The sequence below is a fragment of the Marinobacter antarcticus genome, assembly GCF_011049865.1.
Classification (GTDB): Bacteria; Pseudomonadota; Gammaproteobacteria; order Pseudomonadales; family Oleiphilaceae; genus Marinobacter; species Marinobacter antarcticus_A.
Genome location: NZ_DRGY01000066.1, coordinates 1 through 26,969 on the forward strand (window position 1 = coordinate 1; position 26,969 = coordinate 26,969).

Below are 26,969 nucleotides of genomic sequence, written 5' to 3' on the forward strand. Positions count from 1 at the left end.
ATCATGTCAGTTTCCTGAAAGGCATCTTCGCCAATCAGGGTAGACGCAATTGATTACGTCCGGGCTGGTTTCATAGCGCATGCCATGAAACGCGCGCCATTCGTCGATTTGCTTCCACCAGGAGGCCAGAGCTTCAACATCCGGTTTTTCCTTGCTCTCTTTCACCAACGCGAGCATTTCCTTGAGGACCGCGTCTACCGGACCAACAATGGGAACGTCTGCATCGATTGTCTTGGAAATAGAAGCAGGATCAATATCAATATGGATGATGCGGGCACCGGGGCAGAACTTCTCCGTCGCGTTGGTTACGCGGTCATCGAAGCGGGCACCCACGCACAGAATCAGATCCGAATGATGCATCGCCATGTTAGCTTCGTAGGTTCCGTGCATACCAAGCCAGCCCAGATGCTGCTTGTCGCTGGCCGGATAACAGCCAATGCCCATGAGGGTATTGGTGATCGGAAAACCAAGCTTGCGCACCAAGTCTGTCAGCTGCCCCGACGCCTTGCCAAGAATAACCCCGCCACCGGCGTATATGATCGGCCGGCGTGCCGCCAGCATCATGTCTACCGCTTTTTTGATCTGGCCGGCGTGACCCCGTATTGCAGGGTTATAGGAACGTAGCTTGACCGTTTTCGGGTAAGAATATTCAAAGCGCTCATTCGGCGCGGTCATATCTTTGGGAATATCCACAACAACGGGACCGGGGCGACCGGTCGACGCTATATAATAAGCCTTGCGGATAATTCCCGGGATTTCAGACGGATGCCGCACACTGAGATTGTGCTTAACCACAGGCCGGGATACGCCAATCATGTCAGTTTCCTGAAAGGCATCTTCGCCAATCAGGGTAGACGCAACCTGCCCGCACAGGACCACCATGGGGATGGAGTCCATAAAGGCGGTGGCAATACCGGTAATGGTGTTGGTGGCGCCAGGGCCAGAGGTTACAAGCACGGTTCCAGGCTGCCCGGTGGCGCGCGCATAGCCGTCAGCCATGTGCACCGCTGCCTGCTCGTGCCTTACCAGAATGTGCTTTACCTTGTCCTGCCTGAACAACGCATCATAAATATGAAGGGCTGCACCACCCGGATAGCCGTATATGTACTCGATTCCCTCATCCTGCAGGGAACGGATCAGCATATCGGCACCAGACAATAACTCCACGATTTTTTACCCTCTTCTACGAGTGAATGAGCCGGGCACATGCCCGGTTGCCTGGACTCACAGATTCCTGCTTCTTTTGAAAGCGAAACCGGCTGCTCCACACCGTGTTAAGAGGTTGTCTCCTGGCCAGCCGCTCTCCTGAGGGTTGCGGAGAACGACCAATCGACGGGTTGCACGTAAGCAACAACCATTCCGCGACAGATGCGCGGCACGCTCAGTGTGGTAAATAACGGGGATACTCGCACGGGATTACCTGCCGTATTAACCCCGATCTTCAGGCAATTGGTAATTCTGACAGCGCGAAACTCCCTGTCAATAGCCACTTTTGCATTCTTTGCTCATACTGATTAAAGCCCTGGCCTAATTATCCATAACTCAGATGCAGAGATTTGAACCAGTCAGAAGAAAATGCATTGCACAAATGGCATGATAGGCAAACATAAAACAGCAAACGGGGCCGGCTTTTCAGGTTACTGACCTACCCGGGGCCAACGAGCACAACACGAGTAGAGCCATGAACAGAAACATTCTGATGCTGATACTGCTGATGACCGTCGCACCCGGCGTGGCAATGAGCGCCTCGGTGTATAAATGGACGGACGAAAATGGCATAACCCATTTTGGCGACCGCAAGCCGGTGGGCGCCAACTCTGAAAAAGTCAACGTTCGCTCCGGCAAATCTTCCGGGGCAGGCGCCAGCAGGCCCTCGCCTCAAAAGCGCCTTGGCGAGCTTGAAGAACAACAACAAACAGAAGCTCTGAAGCAAAAAGAAACGGCGGTCGCGGCGGCTCAACGCAAACAGCAGAATGCCAATTGCAAGGCTGCTCGTTCGAACCTGAAGATCATCGACAACAACGCCCGCATCCGTATCGAAGAAAACGGGGAACTGCGCTATTTGAGCACGGAAGAAATCGAAGGACAGCGGACAAAACTGGAAGAGATTGCAGCTGAGAATTGTAAACCTGAAGAGCCCCAATAGACGTTGAGGAAAGAGTAAAAGCCTCCATTCTCACTCCTTCCCCTGCTCACTCCACCTACGCCTTCTTGAACGCCAACTTGCTCCCATCCACCGTTGCGAGAATGGTGTCGCCCGCAACAAAATCACCTTGCAGCAGGCTCTGTGCCAACGGGTTTTCGATCATTCGCTGAATCGCCCGCTTAAGTGGCCGCGCGCCGTAAACCGGGTCGTATCCAACTTCTGCCAGAAGTTCCAGGGCAGCCTCGCTTAGCTCCAGCTTCATATTCTGTTCGCGCAGCCGCTTAACCAGAATCTCTACCTGGATTTTCGCGATTCCGTGAATCTGGCTACCGGCCAGCGGGTGGAATACAACGACTTCGTCAACACGGTTAATAAACTCAGGACGGAAGTGGGTTCCGACCACCTCCATAACCGCCCCCTTCATGGCCTCATAATTCTCTTCACCTGCTTTTTGTTGAATGATGTCCGAACCCAGGTTTGACGTCATAACGATGACGGTATTACGGAAATCCACTGTCCGCCCCTGACCATCGGTAAGGCGGCCGTCATCGAGCACCTGGAGAAGAATGTTGAATACGTCCGGATGCGCTTTTTCAACTTCATCAAGCAACAGTACCGAGTAGGGACGACGGCGAACGGCCTCAGTAAGATATCCTCCCTCTTCATAACCGACATAACCCGGCGGCGCACCAATCAGGCGAGCGACGGAGTGTTTCTCCATGAACTCCGACATATCAATGCGCACCATGGCGTCATCGGTGTCGAAAAGGAACGACGCCAAGGCCTTACACAGCTCGGTTTTACCCACGCCGGTTGGACCAAGAAACAGGAACGAGCCATTGGGCCGGTGCGGATCTGCAAGCCCTGCCCTCGAGCGACGAACAGCGTTCGACACGGCCTCCACGGCTTCGTCTTGGCCAATAACCCGGGTGTGCAACTGCTCTTCCATGCGCATCAGCTTGTCGCGTTCGCCTTCCAGCATTTTTGATACCGGAATACCTGTCCATTTGGAAACAACCTCTGCGATCTCTTCTTCGGTAACGCGATTACGCAGGAGCTTCATTTCCATCATTTCAGCCTGGCTCGCCATATCAAGCTGGCGCTCCAGTTCCGGTATGCGGCCATACTGAAGTTCAGACATCTTGCCCAGATCGCCTGCGCGGCGGGCCGTTTCCAGATCAATACGAGCCTGCTCAAGCTGGCTCTTAATCTTCTGGGAACCGTGTAAAGCGGCTTTCTCGGTATTCCAGATCTCTTCAAGATCCGCGTATTCCAGCTCCACCCCCTGGATGACGCTCGACAGCTCTTCCAACCGCTTCTTCGAGGCCGCGTCGGTTTCTTTTTTCAATGCTTCCCGCTCAATTTTGAGTTGAATGAGGCGGCGCTCCAGCCGGTCCAGTGGTTCGGGCTTGGAGTCCATCTCCATGCGAATCTGGCTCGCTGCCTCATCGATCAAATCAATGGCTTTATCAGGCAACTGGCGGTCGGTGATGTACCGCTGGGAGAGTTTCGCCGCGGCAATAATCGCTCCGTCGGTCACTTCAACGCCGTGATGCACTTCGTAGCGCTCTTTGAGACCACGGAGAATCGCGATGGTGTCTTCTTCGTTCGGCTCGGCTACCAACACCTTCTGGAATCGGCGCTCCAGAGCCGCGTCTTTCTCAATGTTCTCACGGTATTCATTCAAAGTGGTGGCGCCGACGCAGTGCAGCTCACCGCGAGCCAATGCAGGCTTCAGCATATTGCCCGCATCCATGGAGCCTTCCGCTTTACCCGCACCCACCACGGTGTGGATTTCGTCAATAAACAGGATGATCTGGCCTTCCTGCTTGGCCAGTTCGTTCAGCACCGCTTTCAGGCGTTCTTCAAACTCACCCCGGAACTTGGCACCGGCAATAAGCGAGCCCATATCCAGTGATAAAACCCGCTTGTTTTTCAGGCCCTCGGGCACCTCACCGTTTACAATTCTCTGCGCCAAGCCTTCCGCAATCGCGGTTTTACCTACGCCTGGTTCACCAATTAGCACAGGATTGTTTTTACGGCGGCGCTGCAACACCTGAATAGTCCGCCGAATCTCGTCATCACGACCAATCACCGGATCGAGTTTGCCGGCTTCGGCCAACTCAGTCAGATCGATCGTGTATTTGGACAGTGCTTGACGGTTTTCCTCAGCACCCACATCGTTCACTTTTTCACCCCCGCGAACTGCATTAATGGCGGCCTCAAGTGCCTCTTTGTTCACGCCCTGCTCCCGCAGCACACGGCCGAGCGTGCCCCGATCTTCCAGAGCCGCTAACAACATAAGCTCACTGGAAATAAACTGATCATTACGCTTTTGCGCCAATTTATCGGCGATATTGAACAAACGCCCCATATCATTGGACATAGCGACATCGCCGGCGCTTCCACTTACCTCTGGTAAATTCTCGATTTCTTGCACCACAGCGTGGCGCACACGGCCAGGCTCTGCGCCTGCTTGCTTCAACAGCGGCTTGATCGAACTACTCTGCTGATCAAGCATCGCCTGCATTAAATGGAGAGGCTCAATAAAATTATGATCCTTGCCAACGGCAAGTGACTGCGCATCGGCCAGTGCGGTTTGCAAAAGACTGGTGAGCTTATCGATTCTCATGGATTCATTTCCCCGATTTGTTCGGCAAATGCGATCAGTTATTGCGCATTCGGTTTGCTTTAATCACTAATGTAGGGGTAATCGGAGGAAGTTCAAGGTGAGAAAGGCGACAACCGTCAGAAAATTGACAAACTCAGGTTTTCCAAATGACCGTTGCCATGCGCCCGGTTTTGCCATCTCGGCGATAGGAATAGAAGCGGTGGCGATCGGCAACCGTACAAAAACCACCACCATAGACATTCTGTACGCCCAGCGCGTTCAATCGTTGCAGAGCAAGACGATATATATCGGCCAAATAATGACCCGCCCTGGCGCCGGATGCACTGAACGCTGCCCCCGCATGCGGATCCTGCGCCATGAACGCCGCTCTGACTTCAGGGCCAACCTCAAACGCCTGCGGGCCTATGGCGGGACCAAGCCAAGCCATCAACTTACTCCCCGGCAACCCCGTGCTTGCGACCAGATTTTCCAGCACGCCATCGCAAAGGCTACGCCAACCGGCGTGCGCCGCCGCCACCGTGGTTCCGCTGTGATCACAAAGAAGAACGGGCAAACAATCTGCAGAAAGAATCGTGCAGGCCTGATGATCTGAACGAGTAAAACTCCCATCCGCTTCCGGAACAGCGGCAATGTCTCCAACCGACAAGTCTGCGATCTGAGTACCGTGAACCTGACGCAACCACCCGAATGCGTCTGAGGGGAGACCGCACGCATCTGCAAGCCTCAGACGATTTTGCAGCACATGTTGAGCTTCGTCACCCACGTGATCCCCCAGATTCAGACTGGCCCACGGAGGGCTACTCGCACCGCCCGCCCGAGTGGTACACAAGGCACGGATGTTCGCCGGCGCTGGCCAGTCTGGACGGATCAGTATTAACTCCGGGGCAACGTCAGAATTCATCATTCTCCAGATCCTGAACATGCTTTCGCAACGCCGCAAGTAACGCCATGAAATCCTCTGGCAAAGGCACATCCCAACTTAGAATTTCTCCGGTTTCGGGATGTTCCAGCGTAAGCTGGCGCGCATGCAATGCCTGCCGATGAAACGCCGAGAGCACTTCGCGCAATTCTTCCGTTGTGCCTTTTGGCAGGCGCAACCGGCCGCCATAGAGCGGATCACCCACCAGAGGATGCTTGACATGGGTCATGTGCACGCGAATCTGGTGCGTACGCCCGCTTTCCAGTTTACAGCGCACGTGGGTATGGGCCGCAAAGCGCTCGATCAGGCGATAATGGGTAACCGCAGGCTTCCCGTTTTTGACCACACCCATTTTCTTGCGCTCTTGGGGGTGACGGCCAATGGGCGCATCCACCGTGGCACCACCCGTGAGCGAGCCCACAACCACCGCTTCATACTCGCGCCCCATGGTTCGCGTCTGCAACTGGCCAACCAGCGACGTGTGAGCGATCAGGCTGCGAGCCACCACCATCACGCCGGAAGTGTCTTTATCCAGGCGATGGACGATACCGGCACGGGGTAAATTCTCCACTTCCGGGGCGTAGTTCAGCAGTGCGTTCACCAGCGTTCCGTCGGCATGGCCTGCCGCCGGATGAACAACCAGGCCCGCAGGCTTATTGATCACAAGCAGATGGTCGTCTTCATAAACGATATCCAGACTGATTTCCTGAGCCTGCCAGGTTACCTGGGCCTCCGGTTCTGCATCGAGCTGCAAGTGATCGCTCAGCATCACTTTGTCTCTTGGTTTGCGAACTTCCCCGTTTACCGTCAAAGCACCGCTGCGAATCCAGGACTGCAAGCGCGACCGCGAATGCTCGGGCATGAGATCAGCCGCAGCCTGATCCAGACGCCGGTCACTCAGCGCAGGCGGTATGGCAAAACTGGCCGTTATTCGGTTTTCAGATGACATTAAGCCCCCAGGGCCTGTGTGTGTTACGTTTCGGTCAGAATATTTGAAACAATGGGAACGCCCTCTGCACATGAGGCAAGTTCCCCGCTACAATGGCGCACTCGAATTTACAGACATTATACGGGATTTCGGCATGAGATCAGGTTTTCGTTTACTACTACTGTCCACACTGATTGTACTGATCAGTGCCTGCGCGTCTAACGAGCCGGAAGAAGTGTTGCCGGAAAAAACCTATTACGACAACGCCCGCCAGGCAATGAGCGCTGGCAATTTCAACGAATCGGAGAAAAATCTCGACGCCCTTGAAACCTACTATCCTTTTGGCCGATACGCCGAACAAGCGCAGCTCGATCTTATTTATGCCCGCTATCAGAACCTGGACCTTGAAGGTGCCAGAGCCGCAGCCGATCGCTTCGTACGCCTGAATCCCCAGAGCGATCATGCAGACTATGCTCTGTATATGCGCGGGCTCGCCTCCTACAATCTGGACATAGGCCTTGCTGCACGCTATCTGCCGATTGACGTCTCCGCCCGGGACGCAGGAGAGCAACGACAAGCCTTCCGTGATTTTAGCGAACTGCTGAGTCGCTACCCCGAGAGCGTATACGCGGCCGACGCTCGCCAACGCATGATTGCCGTTCGCAACCGGTCGGCAGAGTTTGAGCTATATGCCGCACGCTATTACATCAAGCGCGAAGCCTACGTGGCTGCCAACAATCGGGCACGCTACATTCTGGAGAATTACCCTACCTCTCCCTTCGTTGAAGAAGCGATGATCATTCTGGCCGAAACCTTCGATTTCCTGAAACTCAAAAAAGGCTCTCAGGATGCGATTGCTCTGCTTCGCCAGAACTTCCCGAAAAGCGAGGCCTTCAACAGCAAAGGCGAGTTTGACGCAAATCTGCTGAAGCGCGAGAACCGCTCACTTTCCAGCGTCGTTACCTTCGGGCTCATGGGCGACGAATAGCGCCCGCCTTATCAATTGCCGCTTTTCCAGCCACTGGTGATGGGATAGCGGCGATCCTTTCCAAAACCCCGCTCAGTTATCCGAACACCAATGGGTGCCTGCCGGCGCTTGTACTCATTGATATCAACCAATCGAATAACCCGGCTCACATCTGCCTGATCGAAACCTTCTGCAACAATCGCATCAGCGCTGAAGTCTCGCTCTACATAAAGACTGAGGATCTGGTCCAGCACATCATAAGCGGGAAGACTGTCCTCATCTTTCTGATCCGGAGCAAGCTCTGCCGATGGCGGGCGCGTTATCACTCGCTCAGGAATCACAGGCGACAAAGAATTGCGGTACCAGGCCAGGCGAAACACCAGCGTTTTCGGCACGTCCTTGAGCACATCGAAACCGCCCGCCATGTCGCCATACAAAGTGGAGTAGCCCACCGCCATTTCGCTTTTATTACCGGTGGTGAGTACCAGTGAGCCAAACTTGTTGGAAAGCGACATCAGCACGGTACCCCGGATTCGAGCCTGCAGGTTCTCCTCTGTTGTGTCCGCCGTTGTGCCTTCAAACGGTGCCGCGAGCACGCCCATGAAGGCATCGTACATTGGCTCGATCGAGTACACGTCGTACTGAACCCCCATGGCCATCGCCTGAGCTTCTGCGTCTTCAAGGCTGATATCCGCCGTATATCTGAACGGCATCATCACCGCCCGAACGCGCTCTGGCCCCAACGCATCCGCAGCCACAGCCAGGGTTACGGCAGAATCGATACCACCGGAAAGCCCAAGCACCACCGATCTGAAGCCATTTTTAGTTGCATAGTCGCGCACACCGGTCACAAGCGCGTTGTAGATGTTTGCTTCCAACGAGGGCTCGGCCGGCAGCGGCTGGGAGGCCGGCTGGCAATGAGAATCACACAGAAAATCGACCGGGAACAAGCCATGAGCAAACTGTGGCACTTCCACGGCCAGAGTACCTGAGTGGTCAAAGACCATAGAGCCGCCGTCGAACACCAGCTCATCCTGGGCGCCTACCAGATTCGTGTAGACAATACTCACCCGGTTCTCCCGAGATTTGTGCTCAAGCAGGGCCTTTCTTCGCGCCTGTTTCCCGATATCATAGGGCGACGCATTCAGGTTGATGATCAGCCGCGCCCCCGCGGCTACAGAATCTTCAACGGGGCCGTTCGCCCAAATGTCCTCGCAAACCGTAAGGCCCACGGGCACGCCTCGGATATCAACCACCAACGCACCCGTCCCCTCCGCAAAATACCGCTTCTCATCGAAAACCTGGTAATTGGGCGGAAACCGCTTGAAGTAACGACCGGTCACTTTACCGCCATCAATCACTACGGCCGCGTTGTAAAGCAACCCATCATTCCGGAGCGGAACACCGATAACAATCGCGGCGCCAAGCTCGGCATTTTGCAAACACTCCAACGCTTCACTCACTCTGAGGTTCAGGCTGGGGCGCAGCAACAGATCTTCTGGCGGATATCCGGTTATACAAAGCTCCGGAAAAACGACGATATCCGCTTCATGCTCCGAGTAAGCACGCTTCGCAGCCTCAATGATCAGCGCCGTATTGCCGGGAATATCGCCCACAAGAAAGTCCATCTGTGCCATCACAATCCGCAACTTGCCGTGCGATGTATTAAAAAGCGGAGTGTTCCCCGAAACGGACATAGATTGGCTCCTGTAACTCATTGCCGCGAAAAGGTTATTATAACCCTGCATAGACCCTGATTTCTTCCGCTCCACTACGGATTTTCAAAAACCATGGCAACGAACACGGTATCACTCGCCAATACCGGCAACACAACACCTGGTTTTCAACAAGCCAAGCTGTTTCGCATCTACAATCATTACCGGATTGTGATCAGTCTGATGCTGGTGGCACTGCTGTTTGTTGACCCGGTTAATTTCGACACCCGCTTCCGGCTTCTGGATTACTACCAGCTCGTGGTAATGGGCTATCTGGCGCTCAACGTCTTCATTGCACTCACAATGCTGGCAGGCTTTCAGCCGGGGCAAAGGCACATTACCTTATCAATCCTGCTGGACATTCTGATCATGCACGGGCTGTTGTTCGTAAGCACTGGCATTACAAACGGGCTTGCCAACCTTGTTATTGTGTCCGTGGCAGCTGGCAATATTCTCACACCCAGTCGCATGGGTACGTTCTATGCGGCACTCGCGGCAATCAGCTCTCTCAGCATTTCGGGCTGGGCAGCACTGACGCTCAGCGGGCCCGGTGATGACCTGGTGCGCGCCGGCTCCCTCGGCATCCTGTACTTTGCCGCAGCGTTTATCCTGCAATACGTTTCACGACGAATGATGCGCAGCGAGGCATTGGCCAGCAGCCGCGCGCAAAGCATTGCAGAGCTGGAGCAAATCAATCAGCAGATCATACAGCGCATGCGAACCGGCATACTGGTGCTCGATCAGTTTGGCCAGATCCGTCTGGCAAACGCGGCGGCTGAAGAGCTGCTGTTTGGCGCTCCAACAGGCACGGGGACACCCGAAAATCAATCTCGAACGCTTCCCCGGCAACTCAAATCGGGTCTGGATGCATGGCTTGAAAATCCCGAAACACGTACCGAAGCATTTCAGTCCGCACCCACCGCACCCCCCCTGCAAATCAATTTTACCCAGCTTGATCAGGAACGTGGCGACCACATTCTGGTATTCATCGAAGACATGGGCAAAGTGACTCAACAAGCGCAGCAAATGAAACTGGCCTCCCTTGGCCGGCTGACCGCCGGCATTGCCCACGAGATTCGCAACCCGCTCGGCGCCATCAGCCATGCCGCACAACTGATGGAAGAATCTCCCGATCTGGATGCCGGGGATATGCAAATGCTGGACATTATCCGGCGCCATTCGCGACGTGCCAATGGCATCATCGAAAACGTGCTCAGCCTTTCCAGACGGAAACCCGCCAACGCCGATCTGGTTGATTTGAATAGCTGGCTGGAGGAGTTTAGAGCGGACTTTCTTCAGACCCAAGAAAACGCGGAAAACACCACTAAAGTCATATTAAATAGAGAGTTGAAACTACCTGAAGCACGGTTTGATAAAAGTCAGATCGAGCAGGTTCTGGTGAATCTCTGTGATAACGGCTTGCGCTACAGTTTCCAACATTCAGGCGAGCGCACAATAGAGCTGAGTGTTGGCACCACGGTGGACGGTGAACGAGCCTATGTGGATGTAAGGGATTTTGGCTCCGGCGTAACGCCTGGCTCCAGCCACCTGATCTTTGAACCGTTTTACACCACCGACAAGGGCGGCACGGGCCTCGGGCTTTATCTGGCCAGAGAACTGTGCGAGGCTAATCAGGCCCATTTGTCGCTTATGGAAGACGACCAACCCGGCTGCTGTTTCCGCATTACCTTTGCCCACCCGGGGCGAATGATCTGACATGGAACTCACATAACAAGATGACCACTCACACCGCGCTGATCGTTGACGACGAACCCGATATTCGGGACCTGCTTGAAATCACCCTGACCCGCATGGGCATTAAAACCCTGACCGCCGCAGACCTGGCCGGCGCATACAAACTGCTGGAACAGAATACTCCGCAACTTTGCCTGACTGATATGAACCTGCCAGACGGCAGCGGCATTGAGCTGGTGCAGTGGATTCAAAAGAACCAGCCTTCTATGCCCGTGGCCGTTATTACTGCCTACGGCAATATGGATACGGCGATTGAATCCCTGAAAGCCGGCGCGTTCGATTTCGTCTCCAAACCGGTCGAGCTTTCCAGGCTTCGAGAGCTCGTCAGCAGCGCGCTGAGGCTGTCAGACCCTGACCCAGACATTGATAACGGCACGGATGAGCCCGGGCTTCTGCTCGGCAACTCCACGCAAATCAAAACCCTACGCAACCAGACTCGCAAGCTGGCCAGAAGCCAGGCGCCGGTATTTATCAACGGTGAATCCGGCAGCGGCAAAGAGCTCGTGGCGCGGATGATTCACCTTCAGGGCCCTCGCAGTAAGGGGTCGTTCGTGGCGGTGAATTGCGGGGCGATTCCTTCCGAATTGATGGAAAGTGAGTTCTTCGGGCATAAAAAGGGCAGTTTTACAGGCGCCGTTGAAAATAAAGACGGCCTCTTCCGATCCGCCAACGGCGGCACACTGTTTTTAGACGAAGTAGCAGATCTGCCGCTGGCGATGCAAGTAAAGCTACTGCGCGCCATTCAAGAGAAAGCGGTACGCCCGGTAGGCGATACCAAAGAAATACCTGTCGACATACGTTTACTGAGCGCAACCCACAAAAACCTGGCCGAACTGGTTCAGGAGGGAAGGTTTCGACAAGATCTGTTTTACCGTATTAACGTAATAGAACTCGCTGTCCCTCCCCTGCGTGAACGCACAGACGATATCGCGCTCTTGGCCAACCACATTCTTGAACGCATTGCGCACGAATACGAATGCGCGGCGGCAACTCTGACCAAAGACGCAGTGACTCGGCTGAAAGAGCACAACTTCCCGGGCAACGTGCGGGAACTCGAAAACATTCTTGAGCGTGCTTTTACACTGTGTGACGCCGAGAAAATCAGCGCCTCTGACCTGCATCTTGGCAATGGTCTTGGAACCGACGATGCCCGCTGCGCTATTACTGCAATCGCGAACCCGGCGTTGGTGCCCGAGGGCAATATTGACTTGGAGGGATACTTGGAATCCATAGAGCGCCAGGCCATAGAAAAGGCCCTGGAAGCCACGCGCTGGAATAAAACAGCGGCGGCGAAAAGGTTGGGAATCAGTTTTCGGGCGTTGCGGTATCGGTTGAAGAAGTTGGGGATGGAGTAGTCTTCACGGTATTATGAACACTACATGCAGGCGATACGCAGGATGCGTTCGTTAAATAACGTTTAATACATGGATGTTGAAAAATGTTTGCAAGCAAAAATAGTGGCTTTTCGCTTTTGGAATTGATGATTGTAGTCGTTGTCGCGGCAATACTCATGAATACCATGCTGCCGTCGTTCACTTCTTTTATAAATAATCAGGAGCGAAAAAGTGCTCTGTATGGTCTGATGGGCATATTTGCCTTTGCAAGGGAACATGCAGTGATGACCGGGGCGCTTGTTACAGTCTGCCCGCTTGACACCACCAACACGTGCGGCACGGACTGGAACGCCGACATACATGTTTTTTTGGACCCCAATAACACTCGAAAACTGAGTGCAAACGAAACCTTGCTGAGAACCATCTCATTGAGTGGTAACGGTCGCCTTATCGTCCGCTCACTACACCGCAGCTATTTTCAGTTCAGGCCCACCGGGCTCACCCACAGTGACTTGGGAAACATAACCTGGTGCCCAAAATCACGGGACGCCTCGCTAGCAGGCCAGATAATAATCAGTATAGGCGGCCGGGTAAGAATCGCCAGAGATACCAATAATGACGGCACCCCCGAGGACTCCAGAGGGCGCCCATTGCGCTGCTGACCATTCAGACAACAATTCGCCTACACCGTTGGCGCTCAATATCGATCAGCCATCTACCAGCAGGATGTATCCGCAGCGGTTTTCGCGCCGGTGTGAGTCAGCGCCAGATCGCCACAGGAGTCGCCCGCTTGCGCCGTGCCCGCCACGGCTGAAGCGGTCACCGTGTAAGTGCTCTGAGCCACGTTGCTCAGAGCAAAGTTGTAGCGACTGGCCATATTCGACTCAGTCGTACAATCCAAAACAGGGGCCGCATCAACATACGTGAGATTCGTACTGTAATAGCGTTCCATGAACTGAGCATGCTGAGCCAGGCAGGCTTTGGCGCTATCGCGGTAAGTACGCACCACGTGCTGTTGGTAAGCTGGCAAAGCAATCGCCGCCACGATACCGATGATCGCAACCACAATCATGATCTCGATCAAAGTGAAACCCGTTTGGCGTTTAACCATACTGCTCGCGTCGCAGAAATCGCTTGTGCGCTTCATTTCAGTTTCCTGTATTGATCAGTTCGCGCCAGGACGTTCTGCTGGCCCCAGTGCTGAATGGGTTGATGTCCAGGGTTGAAATACTGCCATCATCGGTTGGAATGTACATCTTCTTGTCGAGAAACGACGGATTACTAAATCCTGTATTCAGTGCCAAGCCTGAGACCACCGTAGGCACCCCATCGATCTCAATCAGATCTCCAGCATTGAAGACACTATCACCATTGATATCGAAAAACGTTTCGACGAGCCGTGCTCCGGTGAACGGATCAATCGACATGATAACGCCCCGACCGGAAGGCGCGCAGGGGTCACTTGCATCCGGAATCCGAGTATTACCAATCAGGGCGCTACCCTGGAACTGGTTTTGCGTGACCATACGCTCTCCAAGGGCCGAACGGGTACCATCGGATGCAACACTGTAAAGATCGATATACCACCCGCGTTTACCCAAGAGATCCTCTCGGGCGCCCGATTCGATGACCCGCGCCGTAACGTCTGTAGACACTGCAACGTCGAGCAAAATCTTGCGCTCCAACAAGTCGCTACGGCTAACGGTGGTTGTGGATTCATCGTCATTGATCCCGTACCAGGTTTGTACCGACATATCAGACAAATCGCTGTTATTAAGATACTGGCCGGTGCCGAAAAACAGCCATACTTCCTGACTGTAAGGCGACCTTCCGGCCAAAGGCGAGGAAGTGATTGGCTGAGGGTTGTTAGAAACATCCACTGCCTGAAACAGCTTTTGCACAGTCCAGTTGGTGTTCGTCAGACCTGTCACCTTCCAGAGGTTGCCTTGCAGGTCACCAGCGTAGAGTGTATCGGTGACTCCATCTCCATCGCTATCCCAGGCCCGTGGGGCTGAAAGTCCGTTGTCTACATCAGCAGACATTTCCGTAGACTTCACTGCACCGCTAAACAGATTGACCGAGACAACCTGCGCTGTGTCACCACTACTGTTGGGCCCATTGCCCAGCAACACAGACCAGGTGCCATCGGCAATCTGCGCAATAATCGGTTTACCCAGACTATTACCAAGCGCAGGAATAGCTGTGGAGTTTTTCTCCCACAGGAATTTCACGTTGGCAGGATCGGTTACATCCAGCGCATAAATCGCATTACTGGTAGTAGAACGATCTTTCGCCACACTGCCGGCACCCAAGGTTCCTACAAGAATGGTCCTCCAATCCGTTCCATCGTAGGCGTCAGCAACCGTCAGCTCACCATCCACGAAGTATCTGTGGTTATATGCTGGACTTGCCAGCTCTCCAAGCCCGTTCTCAATGACAGTTTTGGGTATATAGGCGAAGGTTTCGACGCCACTATTACCTCCACCCGTCGTCGCGTTGAAACCATGCAACATACCATCGTTACTGCCAACGTACACCGTGGGCGTCCGACTCAAGCCACCGGCCCAGCTTTGATAGTCACTCGCACCACTAAAGGTCTGGCCACGGAATAAACCGGGGGTTGGGTTGCCAATGAACACGGGTTGGGAGTTAACAATGTCTCCAAGCACACCCTGCCTCACTCGAAACCCGGTCGCATTATTTTCGTTGGTCCGCGCGCCTCGCAGATAGTTCACAATGTCGGCAGCATTGGCACCGGTTCCGGAATCGGCTCTCAACAAGCCGGTCAGTACTGGATTGTTAATGCCTCCGGTGCTGGTCGTGAAGTTGACAAAAGCACTGCCGTTCCATGTCTTGATGTTACGGTTTGCCGGCAACGGAAGTTTTGACGATGCCGTCCACGCCGGGCTTGAGCTTAACGCCCCGGTGTTCTGATCCAAGGTGAACGCGTTCAAGTCGCCGGTCCAGATACCACTGGTGTACTGCGCCTGAAAGGTCGCTGAGCCAGCGTCGAGGGTGGTCGAATTCAGCGCCAATGAAGATCGGTTACCCGTTTGCTCCTTTTGAATGTCAGCAAAGGCTTGGATCAGGCCGTTTACTAAATCCTGGGCGCTGGCGACGACGTAGAAGTTGTCGGGCCGCTGGTTTCCATTCGACAGTGTGTCGCCAGTGGTGTGCCACATACTTTCCTGAACAGGATCACTGTCAGGATTAAAATCTTCAGGGATTTTCAATCCACCGTACTTTGCGGCAAGCCAATATTGATTCGACCTTCTTGACTTGAGATCGCCACCCTCAAGAATATCAATCCAATAAGTAGACGCTGTTTGCTTTCCGTCCAGATCAGATCGTAGATCGTTAGTGTTTGCATCAAATGCCAAGCCCGCGATCAAAGCTGATCGGCCTCCACTGATATTAAGGCCACCTTCCAATGTACTGATTCTGGAAACGCGCGCTGCGATGTCAGCAGTGTCATCATCTTTGGGCACTCGTGTATCAGGGTGGGTATTGGTATCACCAATTCCTAAAAAGAAGTTTTTCTGACATGAAAACTGAATCGGGTCATCCGCTTCGCTTGCAGTCCAGTCAATGATGGGTAGCCCGCCAACCAGTCGGGCGCGGTCGTTTAGATCGGAGGGCAAATTGATATATTCTGAGCGATTGCCCAAACCCTTTATATATCGATAAGCGGTATAAAAAAGTTCACTAACATTGTCAAATCGTTTGAATTCAGTATCGCCTCGGATAAGGCCGCTCTTATTTACATAGCTGATAACACCACTGTTGACAATAGTCGAATTTCCACTAGGTGTAGCCAATGCGTCTGCAGGATCCGGATTGTCTATAAAGACTCCGGTGTTCTCATCCCACTCCTTATTGGGATTAGATTTTTCATTATTATTATCATCAATCCGCTCAGGACCTACGTATTTCATGCGGGCATGCATGAGCCCGCCTTCACTGTTGCGTCTATTACTGCCAGCCGAGTTATCATTTATATAACCGAATGCACTATAACGCATGTTGTCGGAATTTTCTTGAATCAACCCTTCGGGCTTATAGTTATTCCCATATTTTTTACAATTGGATTCCAGCATGCCTTTAACGCACACTTTCACTCTAACTGAGACCTCGTAAACTTCTTTCGGCTTGAAATTATTTTTTTTGTTATGTTGATCGGGGTCATAAGGTGTGGGAGTGTCATTAAGATTCCCATCATCGGTAAACCGCATTACGTTCCCCATGCGGGTACCGCCAATGCCAATTCGAGTTTTCACCGAGTTCCACTTTGAACTAGGCACTGGCGTAGACGATGCTACAAGCCCTGAGCCAATATTGGCGTCTGGGAAGTTACTACCACTATTACCCTGTCCGGTTTGTACTCCCTTCTCAAGCACAGTTTCATCTGTAGTGTCGAGGTGCCTGTAACCCCCGGTTAGAATGTAGCGAAATATGTCAATCGACTGCATAGTCGCCCAATTCAAATATTTACCACTCCACTCATTTTCTTCGCTACAGTCAGACGCTATTCTCGTTGGCTCAAAGTACCGATTCTCCTCCAATATGTCATAGTTGTACTCATAACACTTGGCGCTATCGAAATACCCGACATACTCGTCACCACCGGTATAGTTGCCCTTATAGGCGCGAGTTACCATGGTAGGAAATTCAAACGAGCCAATGATCGCCATATTGCCCGGCACAGGCTTGGCTACCAGCAAAGGCTGCTGGTCGATAGTTGTACTGGCATGGGCGGTACCAATGCCGAGTAGCAATGACACCAGAAAAGTAGCGGCACGTGACCGTGCCCGCTCACACATTGAAATGCTCATGGATAACTCTCCTCTCCGGTACATCACAGATTCTGTTTAACAGTAATTTGAAGCGCTACAACCGAGCGCCCATCCGCCGCAGGTATTCCGCTTCGGCCTGTAATACGAAACGAAGCGGCCGTTGGTGGCGCCTCGTCGCAACCCCCATAATTAGAGCAGTTCGCGCTGTTACCTAGTCCAAGCTCGTCAGTACCACCAACCTCACCCATTCGCTCAATGTAAAATTGGGGCGTAGAGCCTAGCAGTGCATCGTTAACCTTGAAGTCAGGGTCCACCACCGTGGTCCAATCGGTCGTGGTGCTAGTAAAAGTGGTGGTGGGTGACGGCGGGCATTCAGCACCTACAATGGTGCAATCTATCGCATTTTCAGGGTTGGCCAGCACCGCAGCCTCTCCAGCAAGAAGAGCGGCTTCCGCCGCTTGATAAGAAAGCGAGCGGTCGTACATATTCGAACTCATTTTTTCGTTCATCGTGGTGCCACGGATCGACGCGAGGCCGATCATTGTCGATACCAGAAGCATGATGAGGGCGATCAGGAGCGCCGCGCCGGATTGTCTATCTGGCCATTGATGTATATTCATAACGAACGACTCCGGATAGCGACCACACTGGTGAAACTTCGCCCAAGACGGCCATCGTCAACAGCCGATGATGTAGATATATTCTGATCCTGGCTGAGCAGGCTCATGGAGACTTCTATTGCATTCACATCCGCCCACTCGGCCGCTCCAATATCATCCACATCTTTAAAATCCGCCGTATCAACCAGCCGGAAACGGAAGCTCAGATCGGTCACGCCAGAGGCTATTTCAATAGAGTTCAGTTCCGCATCGCCCGCATTGTTACTCAACCGCACCATATACAGAGATCGACCGCCCTCGCCTGGCCGGCCGTTATCGCCTACGTACCACGCTGTTGAACTAAGTTGCGCAATGACTGTATTGGGGGCGTAGGGGGCCTGCACCCCATTAGCCGCTCCATTAGGCGGACAACTACCGAAGAATTCTCCAAAATTAACACTGCAGTTGCCGGGTTGAGGGCTGCTGCCACCCGTGCCCGTGTTGGACTCAATTTTTCCAGTGCCCCCGGGCGCATTAACCATCTGAAAAATCGTGCCCAGCCTTTCGTTACATACAAGGAGGACGTCGCCATCCCGCAGGCTGTTTCCAGCGGGGCCGGCAACGAAGTCTGCGGAACCGGCGGCTGAGTTGTATTCCGTCATGTAGGTGTTGGACCCTTGGCCAGAAAGCATAACCAGCGATTCCGTGCCAGCGATCTGATTAGTGACGCCAACTAGTGATGTGCCCCCGCCGAACCCTTTGACCGCATTATCCCAATCGTACTGCCAAGGGATAATTGCGTTCTGAGCTGGGTTGAGGATGTTGACGACGGCGATGTCATTCCCGCATGGAACGTTACCTGCCTGACGAATGTCTCTCGCAAGCAACTCAAAACCCACCCGGGCGGCGTCTTGCACTTGCGCCAGACCGCGGGTGGTGCGAAATCCCTGAATATTGGAAAGCATGATGCCCGTCACCGCACCAACAATGACGAGACCCAGCACGAGGGAGATCATCAACTCTACCAGCGCAAGACCCTGGGTGCGTGAATGGAAACCTGCCTTACGCCGGGAAAGTTTGCGGCTCATAAATGCACCTCTGTAATGATCTGCTGCGCGCTGTTACCGTCAAGCCCGCGACTGTCGTCCCACTGGACGATCACGGTACAGTTGGTCGCAGTGCAGGCGACCGATCCGGTCGCGGCGGCTCCCAGGTTCTCTTTTAACTCGTCGCGCCACGTCTTCAACGTATTCGCCGGGAAGGTACTGCCAGCGGGCGTGCCATCTATAGCAATATTGAAGCGCCCGCTCTTCGCGGAATCGGGATCAGCTCGTATTGCTTCGATTATCGAATAGGATTGTACGACTCCCATCGAACGTTCCATCGCATTCTGATTATTGCGTATGGAAGCCTGCTGTAGCGCTGCCAATCCGAGCAAACCAATGGCCAACACAAGGACTGTAATCAGCACTTCGATGAGACCAAGCCCGCGTTGCGTGTTAAGGCTCGCCGTTGCATGCAATGTGTTCATGGGCAAGTACCCGCAATACTGTCAGTAGATACCCGGCTTGCCGCGCCAAAAGTAATGCCCCTAATGGACTCGCCAGGGCCAGAAGTACTGCAAACGGAAATGCCGGACTCATTGATAATGTTACCGCCCGTGCGGGCCAGGCCGTCGCCACCGAAAACGACTTGGTCGTCTGTCAAATCAGAAGCCACCCTGATCGTTGCGTTGTAGCTGTTTAGCTCACCTCTTCGAATCACATCGGTGCCCGAGCGAATGACCCAATGAACCCAAGGGTTCCCCGAAGCGCAGGTCGTTGCAGTTGCGCTTGCGGCGCGGCAAAAAACAACCGGAATGTTGCGCTTGATCGATTCTGAGCGGGCAAAACTGATGGCATCTACCATTTCAGTAGACACTGTATCCAATCGATTACTCACGATCAGGTTACGAAATGACGGCAGCGCGACGGCGATCAGGATCGCTGCGACAGCAATCGTCACCATCATTTCAATCAGCGTGAAACCATTCACACTTCTCATCAAAACACCCCTTTTTTTCGCATGGGCCCGATTCCTAAACAAATTTTCATGTTTGTAAGATACAACAGCAATAAAAAACCGCCAGTTGTTCCAGACAAGTGGCGGTTTGAAGAGGATGAGCGGCCTTCAGGGTTTCAATGCGTGATAAACATCACACATTCACCGCATCAATCCGAAGCTCCTTAGGCATGGAAAACACAATATTTTCCTCACGCCCGGCAATTTCCTCAGGCACATTACCCCCAAGATCTTGCAGCCGCGCAATCACATCATTCACCAGAATCTCCGGAGCTGAAGCACCGGCGGTAACGCCGATGGAAGACTTGCCTTCCAGCCACTGCGGATCAATCTGGGAAGCTTCGTCAATCAAGTACGCAGGCGTACCCATGCGTTCGGCCAGTTCGCGCAAGCGATTGGAATTGGAGCTGTTGGGTGAACCCACCACCAGCATCAGGTCGCAGTCGCCTGCCAGTTGCTTCACGGCGTCTTGCCGGTTCTGGGTGGCGTAACAAATATCGTCTTTGCGGGGGCCTTCAATTTCGGGGAACCTCTCACGCAGCGCGTTGATAACGCGGGCGGTATCGTCCATGGAAAGCGTGGTCTGGGTAACGTAGGAAACGTGCGCCGGATCATTTATCTCCAGGCGTGAGACGTCTTCTTCGTTCTCAACCAGATAAATATCACCGCCGTTACTGTGATCGTATTGGCCCATGGTACCTTCCACTTCCGGGTGGCCGTGGTGCCCGATTAAGATGCACTCCCGGCCATCCCGGCTGTAGCGCATCACTTCCAGGTGCACTTTGGTAACCAGCGGGCAGGTCGCATCAAATACCTTGAGGCCACGGCGAGCCGCTTCGCTCTGTACGGCCTGGGACACGCCGTGGGCACTGAAGATAACCAGTTTGTCGTCTGGCACTTCATCCAGTTCGTCAACAAACACGGCGCCGCGGTTGCGTAGGTTATCCACCACGAATTTGTTATGCACTACCTCGTGGCGCACGTAAATGGGCGCACCGAACACATCAAGCGCCCGATTTACAATTTCGATAGCGCGGTCCACGCCTGCACAAAAGCCACGGGGGTTTGCCAGTCTTATCTGCATAGTCAGTGTGTCTGCCCTGCCGGTTCTACGTCAATAATTTCCACGTCAAACGTCAGTGTACGCCCAGACAAGGGATGGTTGAAGTCCACTTCCACGTCGTCGCCCTGAACGCGGCTGACCACGCCGGGCAACTCTTGCTGGCGCGCATCCGCAAAGGAAATCATTACGCCCGGGTCCAGAACCATATCGGCACTGAATTCGTGCCGCTTGAAGGTTTGCACGTTGTTGGGATTGCGCTGGCCAAAGGCCTTTTCGGGCGGCACCTGGTAGCTGGCCCTGTCACCGGCTTTCATACCTAACAGATAGCCCTCAAAGCCTTCGGGCAGGCTGTCATCACCGATTTCCAGGGTCGCCGCACCTTTCTCAAAGTTGGAATCAATCACGTCGCCGTTCTCGGATTTCAGGGCAAAGTGCAGGGTTACCCGGGTACTCTTGTCTACAGGCAGTTCTTTCATGGGCTTTATTCGCTCCCGTTCGCAGGCTTGCCGGAATCAGCAGGCTTGCGGAACATTTCAAGAATCATCAAGGCTGCGCCTATGGTAATGGCTGTATCCGCCAGATTAAATGCGGGGAAATGCCACTCCTGCCAGTAAAAGTGCAGAAAATCGACGACATAGCCGTGCACAACCCGGTCGTATACGTTACCCAGCGCACCGCCAAGAATCAGTACGATGGCAATGGCGGACCAGGTTTCATGGCGCTGCAGTTTTTTCAACCAGCCAATCAGCACCACACTCACCACTAACGCCAGTGCCACAAAGAACCAGCGCTGCCAACCGGCCGCGTCCGCAAGAAAGCTGAACGCCGCCCCGGTGTTGTGTAACAGCGTAAAATTAAACATGGGCATAACCGGCACCGGATGGCCGTAGGTCAGCATGGCTGTTGCCATGGCCTTGGTACCGAGATCAATTGCAACCACCAGCACTGCCAGCCAGAGCCACTTCAGCTTGGTTCCAGTGGTCTGTTCTTCCATTGCAGCGGCCATCAGGCAAACACGCGGGTTTCGCCCGGCCCTTCCAGATTGATGATACAGCGGCCACACAGGTCTTCGTGTTCGGCATCAGCACCGACATCTTCCCGGTGGTGCCAGCAGCGCTCGCATTTTGCGTGAGTCGCTGGCGTCACTTTTACGCGCAGCCCTTCATAGCTGGTCATTTCTGCGTCACCGGCTTCCGATACTGGCCTCACAGCGACTTCAGAAGTGATCAACACAAAGCGGAGTTCCTCGCCAAGGAACTCCAGATCAGCGGCCAGACCACCCTCGCAGTAAAGCGTGACGTTGGCGCTCAATGATCCTTTGATTTCACCACGGGCGCGGGCTTCTTCAAGACGTTTGTTGACCGCCTCTTTCACGCCGAAAATCCGGCGCCAGTAGTCTCGGCCAAGCTCGGCGGTTTCAGGCAGTTCGGCAAGGCCTTCGTACCAGGTTTCATAAAACACAGTGTCGCCGCGCTCTCCCGGCAAGTGCTGCCAGATTTCATCTGCCGTGAAGCTCAGGATGGGCGCAATCCAGCGCACCAGAGCTTCGGCCACATGATAAAGCGCAGTCTGGCAGGAGCGCCGCGCCAGGCTATCGGCCTGGGTGGTGTACTGGCGATCCTTGATGATATCCAGATAGAAGCCGCCCAACGTGGCCTCACAGAAGCTGTATACCTTCTGATAGATCCGCAGGAAGGCGTAGTTCTGGTAATCCTCCTGCAATTCGTTCTGCAACTGCAAAGCTCGATCTACCATCCAGCGATCCAGCGCGATCATCTCTTCCGGGGCAACCTTATGCTGTGTAGGATCGAAGCCGGCAAGGTTGCTCAGCAAAAAACGTGAGGTGTTTCGGATACGGCGATACCCGTCGGCGGTTTGCCGCAGGATGTCTTTGGAAACCGTCATCTCGCCGCTGTAATCGGTTGCGGAAACCCACAAACGGAGGATGTCTGCGCCCAATTCGTTCATGACTTCCTGGGGCGCAATCACGTTGCCCAGCGACTTGGACATTTTGAGGCCCTTGCCATCCACGGTAAATCCGTGGGTCAGCACCTGCCGGTAAGGCGCCACGCCGTTCATTGCGATGGACGTTTTCAACGACGACTGGAACCAGCCCCGGTGCTGGTCAGAACCTTCGAGGTAAAGATCCGCCGGGAACTGGCCCAGCTCCGGGCGCACGCGCAACACGGACTCGTGCGTAACACCGGAATCGAACCATACGTCCAGCGTATCCAGAACCTTCTCATAGTGATCGGCATCGTCACCCAGCAGTTCGCGGGTATCGATTTCGTACCAGGCATCAATACCGCCGGTTTCGATAGCCTGAGCCACTCGTTCAATCAGGCTTTGGGTGTCGGGGTGCAACTCCTGGGTTTCTTTATGGATAAACAGGGTAATTGGCACGCCCCACGTGCGCTGGCGTGAGACACACCAATCAGGGGATTGCTGAACCATGGCTTCAATACGATTCTGGCCCCAGGCAGGAACCCAGCGCACGCCTTTGATGGCTTCCAGCGCATCGGCGCGGAGGTTTTCTTTCTCCATGCTGATAAACCATTGCGGCGTGGCGCGGTAAATCAACGGCGTTTTGGTGCGCCAGCAATGGGGGAAGCTGTGGCGGAATTTTTCCTTGCGCACCAACTTGCCTTCGCGTGTTAACGCGTCGCAAACCGGATCATCCGCCTTGTAGACGTGGACGCCGGCAAACTCACCGGTCACGCTGGTGTAGGTGCCATCGGCCTGAACCATGTTCAGCGTGCCGATGCCGTAGAGTTTGCCAACTACGAAATCTTCCATACCGTGGTCGGGGGCGGTGTGAACGGCCCCGGTACCGGCATCAACCGACACGTGATCACCCAGAATCACCGGTACCTGTTTGTCGTAGATCGGGTGGTGCAATGCAAGGTGTTCAAGATCAGCGCCCAGGGAGGCCCCCAGCACTTCAAAGCTGTCAATGTCCCAGCGCGCCATCACGCCTTCAACCATGGCAGCCGCCATGATCATGCGCTCGGGGCCGTTACCGGCGTCAACCTGCACCAGCGCATACTCCAGATCGGCGTTGACCGATACCGCCTGGTTAGCAGGGATGGTCCAGGGCGTGGTGGTCCAGATCACCACGGACACGTCGCCCTGGCCTTTGTCGGTGCCGAACAGCGACAGGGCTTTGGCCTGATCAACCGCCGTGAAGCGCACATCAATCTGTGTTGACGTTTTGTCCTGGTATTCCACTTCGGCCTCAGCCAGCGCGGACTGACCGACCACGCTCCAGTAAACCGGCCTGTAACCCCGAACCAGATGGCCTTTGGCGACGATCTTGCCCAGCGCCCTCACAATGCCCGCTTCCACTGTCGGATCCATGGTCAGGTAGGGTTTGTCCCACTCACCCATGATGCCGAGGCGAATAAAGTCGGCTTTCTGGCCAGCGATCTGCTTGGTGGCATAATCACGGCACGCCTGGCGGAACGTTTTGTAGTCGACTTTCACACCGGCCTTGCCAATTTTCTGCTCAACCTTATGTTCAATCGGCAGGCCGTGACAATCCCAACCCGGCACGTAGGGCGCATCAAAACCCATGAAGCCACGGGATTTAACAATCATATCCTTGAGAATTTTGTTGACCGCGTGACCAATATGAATGCTGCCGTTGGCATAAGGAGGGCCGTCGTGGAGAATAAATTTGCTCCGCCCTTCGCGCTGCTTTCGCAGATTTTTATAGACATCAAGGTCCTGCCAACGCTTAAGCATTTCAGGCTCGCGTACGGATAAACTGGCCTTCATCGGAAACGCCGTCTTCGGCAGGTTCAGGGTATGCTTGTAGTCGCTCATGGTCTGTGTGCGTACTCTTCTGGTCAATATGGGTCAGTGATGCTTGTCATTGATGCCCGGCCAGCCACGCTCTTGCTGCGTCGAAGTCCCTGGCAATCTGCGCTTTAAGCGCATCAATGGAATCAAATTTTACTTCATCCCGCAGCGCGTGGCGGAACACAACGTCAATATGCTGGCCGTAAAGTGTGCCAGTAAAATCAAACAGGTGCACTTCCAGTGCTGGCTGCTTGCCATCAACCGTCGGGCGCAGGCCTATGTTGGCAACGCCGTCCTGTGTTGTTCCGCTTTCAAGCGTAACCCGAACCACATAAACACCCCGCAAGGCCGGCATCTGCCGGAGCAGAACATTAGCGGTGGGTGATCCGATACGACGCCCCAACTGGCGGCCATAAACAACGCGACCCCGGAGGCGATAGGGCCGCCCCAGCAGAGCCTCGGCCTTCTCCAACTGATTTTCCAGCAACAGATTGCGAATTCTGGTGCTGCTTATACGCTCGCCTGCAACCGTCACGGTGCGGGTATTTTCTACCGAAAAGCCGGCGGTTTTACCCACTTTCTCCAGCAGCGCAAAGTCCCCGGCCCGGTCGCAGCCAAAGCGAAAATCGTCGCCTACCACAAGGTGGCGCACGGCCAGCCCGTCAATGAGAACGTCGTCGATAAAGCCCATAGCTGAATAACTGCGAAAGGTTTCATCGAATTTGAGGCAGAGCACGATATCAATGTCTGCCTTCAGCAAGGCCTCCAGTTTTTGCCGGAACCCCATCAGCCGGGGTGGCGCTTCCATGCCTTGGAAGAACTCCCTTGGCTGAGGCTCAAAAACCATCACAACCGACGGTAAATTCAAAGCACGGGCTTTGTTTTTCACCTGATCAATAATGGTTTGATGGCCAAGATGAACGCCGTCAAAGTTGCCGATGGTGGCAACACAGCCCTCCGCCAGCGGAGAATCCACCTGCCTGGAAAGCATTTTCAGGTTGGTCAGGCTCCGGATCAGACGCATGCAATGCGAACCTTCATTTGCCAGTTGGCTTTCAGCGCTTAACGGTGTGTAAAGCGCTGGCGAGAAAACGGGCGATTATACCTTACCTCTGGCGAAAATGTCTTACCCTCACCCCTGCCAGCGCCAGAACGGCGAAGTAGGCACCACCGCCAGCCACAACCAACATACCCATATGCCACGAGCGTTCGATGCCGTCTGCCGATAACCAGCGCATAACCGGCATGTTCAGCCACAGAATAACGCCAACCATAACCGCATTCGCCAAGCCAATCCGGGCAAGAAATTTCGGCCAACCGGGCTGGCTTTGCCAGGCGCCCTGTCGCTTCAGCCCGCGCCAGAGCAACATCGCATTGAGCCATGCTGAGAGCGAGGTGGCCAACGCCAGGCCGGCATGGGCCAACGGTACGATCAGAGCCAGATTGAAAACCATGTTGGCCGCCATGGCAATAATCCCGATTTTCACCGGTGTGCGGGTGTCCTGACGTGCGAAAAATCCCGGCGCCAATACCTTGATAACCATAAACGCAAGCAGCCCGGCAGAATACGCCCGCAAACTCTGGGCCGACATGGCGACATCCCGGCTCGTTACCTCGCCATAGTGAAACAGCGTGGCGATTAAGGGTTCAGCCAGCAAACCCAACGCCAGCGCGGAGGGAACCCCGATAATCAACACTGCGCGAACGGCCCAATCCAGCGTGGCCGCAAACTGCTCCGTGGAGGCGGCGGCGTGTTTACGCGAAAGACTGGGCAGGATTACGGTTGCGATGGCAATTCCGAATACCCCCAGGGGAAGCTCGGAAAGACGGTCTGAGTAATACAGCCAGGAGACGCTGCCGGTTTGCAGGAACGACGCCAGAACCGTATCCAGCAAAAGGTTGATCTGGCTGACTGACACGCCAAATAGCGCCGGCACCATCAGTTTAAGGATACGGCTGACACCCTCGTGCCGATAATCAACACGCGGACGAGGCATGAGCCCCAATCGCATCAGGAACGGCAGTTGAAAAAACAGTTGTAGCGCGCCGGCTATAAATACGCCCCACGCCAAAGCCATAACCGGCTCCCGCATCAGGGGCGCGAGATAAATAGCCGCGCCTATCATCGCCAGATTCAGCAGCACAGGCGTAAACGCAGGTACCGCAAAGCGGTCGTAGCTGTTCAGAATACCGCCGGCGAATGCCGTCAGGGAAATCATCAGTAAATAAGGGAAGGTAATGCGCAGCATGTCGCTG

At 54.3% G+C, this 26,969-nt stretch carries 21 protein-coding genes and 1 pseudogene; 5 read left to right on the forward strand and 17 right to left on the reverse strand.

Annotated elements, in window-relative coordinates:
• Positions 1-78: 78 nt before the first annotated feature.
• A pseudogene (locus ENI00_RS08355) lies at positions 79-1,167 on the reverse strand (thiamine pyrophosphate-binding protein); the annotation flags it as partial.
• Between the two features lie 532 nt (positions 1,168-1,699).
• On the opposite strand from ENI00_RS08355, the gene ENI00_RS08360 reads away from it, so the two are divergent.
• Positions 1,700-2,146, forward strand: coding sequence for a DUF4124 domain-containing protein (locus tag ENI00_RS08360; RefSeq protein ID WP_304101277.1), 447 nt, complete (start codon positions 1,700-1,702; stop codon positions 2,144-2,146).
• Between the two features lie 55 nt (positions 2,147-2,201).
• Here the strand turns inward: ENI00_RS08360 and clpB are convergent, their stop codons facing one another.
• From clpB to rluD, 3 genes are all read right to left on the reverse strand, one after another.
• Complete coding sequence (gene clpB, locus ENI00_RS08365; protein ID WP_304101279.1) at positions 2,202-4,778, reverse strand: ATP-dependent chaperone ClpB; 2,577 nt, start codon at positions 4,776-4,778, stop codon at positions 2,202-2,204.
• Between the two features lie 133 nt (positions 4,779-4,911).
• Positions 4,912-5,682 (reverse strand): peptidoglycan editing factor PgeF, encoded by a 771-nt coding sequence (gene pgeF, locus ENI00_RS08370; protein WP_349740401.1) that lies wholly within the window; start codon positions 5,680-5,682, stop codon positions 4,912-4,914.
• Complete coding sequence (rluD, locus tag ENI00_RS08375; RefSeq protein ID WP_304101281.1) at positions 5,669-6,646, reverse strand: 23S rRNA pseudouridine(1911/1915/1917) synthase RluD; 978 nt, start codon at positions 6,644-6,646, stop codon at positions 5,669-5,671. Before rluD ends, pgeF begins: the two co-directional genes overlap by 14 nt.
• A 133-nt stretch (positions 6,647-6,779) precedes the next feature.
• Here rluD and ENI00_RS08380 point away from each other — a divergent pair, with 133 nt between their 5' ends.
• The gene (locus tag ENI00_RS08380) at positions 6,780-7,613 is read left to right on the forward strand and encodes an outer membrane protein assembly factor BamD (protein ID WP_304101283.1); all 834 of its coding nucleotides are present in this window, start codon (positions 6,780-6,782) and stop codon (positions 7,611-7,613) included.
• 11 nt (positions 7,614-7,624) lie between these two features.
• On the opposite strand, the gene ENI00_RS08385 is transcribed toward ENI00_RS08380, so the two are convergent.
• Positions 7,625-9,289 (reverse strand): NAD+ synthase, encoded by a 1,665-nt coding sequence (locus tag ENI00_RS08385; protein WP_304101285.1) that lies wholly within the window; start codon positions 9,287-9,289, stop codon positions 7,625-7,627.
• A 93-nt stretch (positions 9,290-9,382) separates the two neighbouring features.
• Between ENI00_RS08385 and ENI00_RS08390 the strand changes: the two genes are divergently transcribed.
• From ENI00_RS08390 to ENI00_RS18735, 3 genes are all read left to right on the forward strand, one after another.
• Entirely contained in the window at positions 9,383-11,023 is a 1,641-nt protein-coding gene (locus ENI00_RS08390; RefSeq protein WP_304101287.1) for a sensor histidine kinase, read from the forward strand.
• A 20-nt stretch (positions 11,024-11,043) separates the two neighbouring features.
• Positions 11,044-12,417, forward strand: coding sequence for a sigma-54-dependent transcriptional regulator (locus ENI00_RS08395; protein ID WP_304101289.1), 1,374 nt, complete (start codon positions 11,044-11,046; stop codon positions 12,415-12,417).
• 83 nt (positions 12,418-12,500) lie between these two features.
• Positions 12,501-13,058, forward strand: a complete 558-nt coding sequence (locus ENI00_RS18735; protein ID WP_414674237.1) for a GspH/FimT family pseudopilin — start codon at positions 12,501-12,503, stop codon at positions 13,056-13,058.
• Positions 13,059-13,111: 53 nt separating this feature from the next.
• Here the strand turns inward: ENI00_RS18735 and ENI00_RS08400 are convergent, their stop codons facing one another.
• From ENI00_RS08400 to murJ, 12 genes are all read right to left on the reverse strand, one after another.
• On the reverse strand, positions 13,112-13,543 hold the full coding sequence (locus ENI00_RS08400; protein ID WP_304101291.1) for a type IV pilin protein: 432 nt from the start codon (positions 13,541-13,543) through the stop codon (positions 13,112-13,114).
• Between the two features lies 1 nt (position 13,544).
• The gene (locus ENI00_RS08405) at positions 13,545-17,228 is read right to left on the reverse strand and encodes a pilus assembly protein (RefSeq protein WP_304101292.1); all 3,684 of its coding nucleotides are present in this window, start codon (positions 17,226-17,228) and stop codon (positions 13,545-13,547) included.
• A 23-nt stretch (positions 17,229-17,251) separates the two neighbouring features.
• Entirely contained in the window at positions 17,252-17,809 is a 558-nt protein-coding gene (locus ENI00_RS08410; protein ID WP_304101294.1) for a pilus assembly PilX family protein, read from the reverse strand.
• Complete coding sequence (locus tag ENI00_RS08415; protein ID WP_304101295.1) at positions 17,806-18,876, reverse strand: PilW family protein; 1,071 nt, start codon at positions 18,874-18,876, stop codon at positions 17,806-17,808. Before ENI00_RS08415 ends, ENI00_RS08410 begins: the two co-directional genes overlap by 4 nt.
• On the reverse strand, positions 18,873-19,319 hold the full coding sequence (gene pilV, locus ENI00_RS08420; protein ID WP_304101297.1) for a type IV pilus modification protein PilV: 447 nt from the start codon (positions 19,317-19,319) through the stop codon (positions 18,873-18,875). The genes ENI00_RS08415 and pilV overlap by 4 nt, the downstream gene beginning before the upstream one ends.
• A complete protein-coding gene (locus tag ENI00_RS08425) occupies positions 19,316-19,831 on the reverse strand; it encodes a GspH/FimT family pseudopilin (protein ID WP_304101300.1) in 516 nt (171 codons plus the stop codon). The genes pilV and ENI00_RS08425 overlap by 4 nt, the downstream gene beginning before the upstream one ends.
• A gap of 151 nt (positions 19,832-19,982) precedes the next feature.
• On the reverse strand, positions 19,983-20,933 hold the full coding sequence (gene ispH / locus ENI00_RS08430; protein ID WP_304101302.1) for a 4-hydroxy-3-methylbut-2-enyl diphosphate reductase: 951 nt from the start codon (positions 20,931-20,933) through the stop codon (positions 19,983-19,985).
• 2 nt (positions 20,934-20,935) lie between these two features.
• On the reverse strand, positions 20,936-21,388 hold the full coding sequence (fkpB, locus tag ENI00_RS08435) for an FKBP-type peptidyl-prolyl cis-trans isomerase (protein WP_304101304.1): 453 nt from the start codon (positions 21,386-21,388) through the stop codon (positions 20,936-20,938).
• A gap of 5 nt (positions 21,389-21,393) precedes the next feature.
• Positions 21,394-21,918, reverse strand: coding sequence for a signal peptidase II (lspA, locus tag ENI00_RS08440; RefSeq protein ID WP_304101305.1), 525 nt, complete (start codon positions 21,916-21,918; stop codon positions 21,394-21,396).
• Positions 21,918-24,737: an isoleucine--tRNA ligase gene (ileS, locus tag ENI00_RS08445; protein WP_304101307.1), complete on the reverse strand. Its 2,820-nt coding sequence runs from the start codon at positions 24,735-24,737 to the stop codon at positions 21,918-21,920. Before ileS ends, lspA begins: the two co-directional genes overlap by 1 nt.
• Before the next feature lie 46 nt (positions 24,738-24,783).
• Positions 24,784-25,737, reverse strand: a complete 954-nt coding sequence (gene ribF, locus ENI00_RS08450) for a bifunctional riboflavin kinase/FAD synthetase (RefSeq protein ID WP_304101309.1) — start codon at positions 25,735-25,737, stop codon at positions 24,784-24,786.
• 82 nt (positions 25,738-25,819) lie between these two features.
• Positions 25,820-26,969 (reverse strand): murein biosynthesis integral membrane protein MurJ (gene murJ / locus ENI00_RS08455; RefSeq protein ID WP_304101311.1); only part of this gene is annotated, 1,150 nt, incomplete at its 5' end.

Excerpts from the sequence above, each read along its gene's own strand:
- ENI00_RS08390 (WP_304101287.1), top strand. The coding sequence starts at position 9,383 with ATGGCAACGAACACGGTATCACTCGCCAATACCGGCAACACAACACCT.
- ENI00_RS08395 (WP_304101289.1), top strand. The coding sequence starts at position 11,044 with ATGACCACTCACACCGCGCTGATCGTTGACGACGAACCCGATATTCGG.
- ENI00_RS08360 (WP_304101277.1), top strand. The coding sequence starts at position 1,700 with ATGCTGATACTGCTGATGACCGTCGCACCCGGCGTGGCAATGAGCGCC.
- ENI00_RS18735 (WP_414674237.1), top strand. The coding sequence starts at position 12,501 with ATGTTTGCAAGCAAAAATAGTGGCTTTTCGCTTTTGGAATTGATGATT.
- ENI00_RS08410 (WP_304101294.1), bottom strand. The coding sequence starts at position 17,809 with ATGAATATACATCAATGGCCAGATAGACAATCCGGCGCGGCGCTCCTG.
- ENI00_RS08380 (WP_304101283.1), top strand. The coding sequence starts at position 6,780 with ATGAGATCAGGTTTTCGTTTACTACTACTGTCCACACTGATTGTACTG.
- ENI00_RS08415 (WP_304101295.1), bottom strand. The coding sequence starts at position 18,876 with ATGAGCCGCAAACTTTCCCGGCGTAAGGCAGGTTTCCATTCACGCACC.
- pilV (WP_304101297.1), bottom strand. The coding sequence starts at position 19,319 with ATGAACACATTGCATGCAACGGCGAGCCTTAACACGCAACGCGGGCTT.
- fkpB (WP_304101304.1), bottom strand. The coding sequence starts at position 21,388 with ATGAAAGAACTGCCTGTAGACAAGAGTACCCGGGTAACCCTGCACTTT.
- rluD (WP_304101281.1), bottom strand. The coding sequence starts at position 6,646 with ATGTCATCTGAAAACCGAATAACGGCCAGTTTTGCCATACCGCCTGCG.
- ileS (WP_304101307.1), bottom strand. The coding sequence starts at position 24,737 with ATGAGCGACTACAAGCATACCCTGAACCTGCCGAAGACGGCGTTTCCG.
- ENI00_RS08400 (WP_304101291.1), bottom strand. The coding sequence starts at position 13,543 with ATGAAGCGCACAAGCGATTTCTGCGACGCGAGCAGTATGGTTAAACGC.
- ispH (WP_304101302.1), bottom strand. The coding sequence starts at position 20,933 with ATGCAGATAAGACTGGCAAACCCCCGTGGCTTTTGTGCAGGCGTGGAC.
- ribF (WP_304101309.1), bottom strand. The coding sequence starts at position 25,737 with ATGCGTCTGATCCGGAGCCTGACCAACCTGAAAATGCTTTCCAGGCAG.
- ENI00_RS08385 (WP_304101285.1), bottom strand. The coding sequence starts at position 9,289 with ATGTCCGTTTCGGGGAACACTCCGCTTTTTAATACATCGCACGGCAAG.
- pgeF (WP_349740401.1), bottom strand. The coding sequence starts at position 5,682 with ATGATGAATTCTGACGTTGCCCCGGAGTTAATACTGATCCGTCCAGAC.
- lspA (WP_304101305.1), bottom strand. The coding sequence starts at position 21,918 with ATGGCCGCTGCAATGGAAGAACAGACCACTGGAACCAAGCTGAAGTGG.
- ENI00_RS08405 (WP_304101292.1), bottom strand. The coding sequence starts at position 17,228 with ATGAGCATTTCAATGTGTGAGCGGGCACGGTCACGTGCCGCTACTTTT.
- clpB (WP_304101279.1), bottom strand. The coding sequence starts at position 4,778 with ATGAGAATCGATAAGCTCACCAGTCTTTTGCAAACCGCACTGGCCGAT.
- ENI00_RS08425 (WP_304101300.1), bottom strand. The coding sequence starts at position 19,831 with ATGAGAAGTGTGAATGGTTTCACGCTGATTGAAATGATGGTGACGATT.